The sequence below is a fragment of the Mitsuokella sp. AF33-22 genome (assembly GCF_003475755.1).
Classification (GTDB): Bacteria; Bacillota; Negativicutes; order Selenomonadales; family Selenomonadaceae; genus Mitsuokella.
Map to the genome: position 1 here is coordinate 35,091 of NZ_QRQA01000005.1, position 1,833 is coordinate 36,923.

General features: G+C 52.0%; 1 rRNA gene (cut by a window edge). It reads right to left on the minus strand.

What is annotated here, in order from left to right:
• Positions 1 to 129: 129 nt before the first annotated feature.
• A 23S ribosomal RNA gene (locus DWZ54_RS04130) occupies positions 130 to 1,833 on the minus strand; it runs 1,408 nt beyond the window's last position.

The following is a 1,833-nucleotide window of genomic DNA, read 5'->3' on the forward strand; positions in this document are numbered from 1 at the left end:
ATGCACACTCAAAACTATACAGAAGAAATTAACATTTTAGGTTCTGTTTGAAGGAAACTCATCGCTTGCGCTCTGAGTAACTGATTCGCACAAATCTGTGCGTCACTTCGTTCCTTCATCTTTGGCTCTCTAGTTAAGCCCTCGACTGATTAGTAGTAGTCAGCTTCATGCCTTACGGCACTTCCACACCTACCCTATCGACCTTGTCTTCTTCAAGGAGTCTTACTAGCTTACGCTATGAGATACTTCATCTCGGGACGGGCTTCACGCTTAGATGCTTTCAGCGTTTATCCCTTCCGGACGCAGCTACCCAGCTCTACACCTGGCGGCATAACTGGTTCACCGGCGGTCCGTCCACTCCGGTCCTCTCGTACTAGGAGCAGCCTCCCTCATGTATCTTGCGCCCGCGATGGATATGGACCGAACTGTCTCACGACGTTCTGAACCCAGCTCACGTACCACTTTAATGGGCGAACAGCCCAACCCTTGGGACCTGCTTCAGCCCCAGGATGTGATGAGCCGACATCGAGGTGCCAAACCTCCCCGTCGATATGGACTCTTGGGAGAGATTAGCCTGTTATCCCCAGGGTAGCTTTTATCCGTTGAGCGATGGCAATTCCACTCTCATTCCACCGGATCACTAAGCCCTACTTTCGTACCTGCTCGACCTGTATGTCTCGCAGTCAAGCTCCCTTCTGCCTTTATACTCTTCGCGCGATTTCTGTCCGCGCTGAGGGAACCTTTGGACGCCTCCGTTACTCTTTCGGAGGCGACCGCCCCAGTCAAACTGCCCACCTGATACTGTCCTCAGCTTCGTTACTTCTCGAGTTAGATCCCTAGCACATAAAGGTTGGTATCCCAACAGCGACTCCGATAAGCCTGGGGGCCTATCCTCTCCGTCTCCCAACTATCCTGTACGTTACATGCCAAAAATCAATGTCAGGCTGCAGTAAAGCTCCATGGGGTCTTTCTGTCCAGTCGCGGGTAACCTGCATCTTCACAGGTATTTCAATTTCACCGGGTCCCTCGTTGAGACAGTGCCCAAGTCGTTACACCTTTCGTGCGGGTCGGAACTTACCCGACAAGGAATTTCGCTACCTTAGGACCGTTATAGTTACGGCCGCCGTTTACTGGGGCTTCAATTCAAAGCTTCTTCTTGCGAATAACCTCTCCTCTTAACCTTCCAGCACCGGGCAGGTGTCAGCACCTATACGTCAGATTTCTCTTTAGCAGGCACCTGTGTTTGTGGTAAACAGTCGCTTGGGCTTCTCTTCTGTCGCCGGCTCCAGCTCCAACCGCAAGGGTCTTCACCAGCTCCGGCCATCCTTTTCCCGAAGTTACGGATGCATTTTGCCGAGTTCCTTAACGAGGGTTTTCCCGCGCACCTTAGGATTCTCTCCCCGCCTACCTGTGTCGGTTTTGGTACGGGTACATGATGTCTCGTTAGAAGCTTTTCTCGACAGTGTAGTACGCTTGAATTCAGATTGTACCGAAGTACGCTCCTATCTGTCAGTTCTCGGCCTTGCAAGAGGGATTTGCCTCCCTTGCAGCCTACCGCCTTCGACACGCATTTCCAGTCGCGTGCTCAAGCTCCTTGCTGTGTCACTCCATCCTCAAACAACATCATGCAGTACAGGAATTTTCGCCTGTTGTCCATCGCCTATGCTTTATGCCTCGGCTTAGGTCCCGACTTACCCTGAGTCGACGAGCGTTGCTCAGGATCCCTTAGGCTTTCGGTGGATCCGATTCTCACGGATCGTTTCGCTACTCATACCGGCATTCTCACTTCCAAACTGTCCAGCTGTCCTTACGGTCAACCTTCAACCTGCTTGG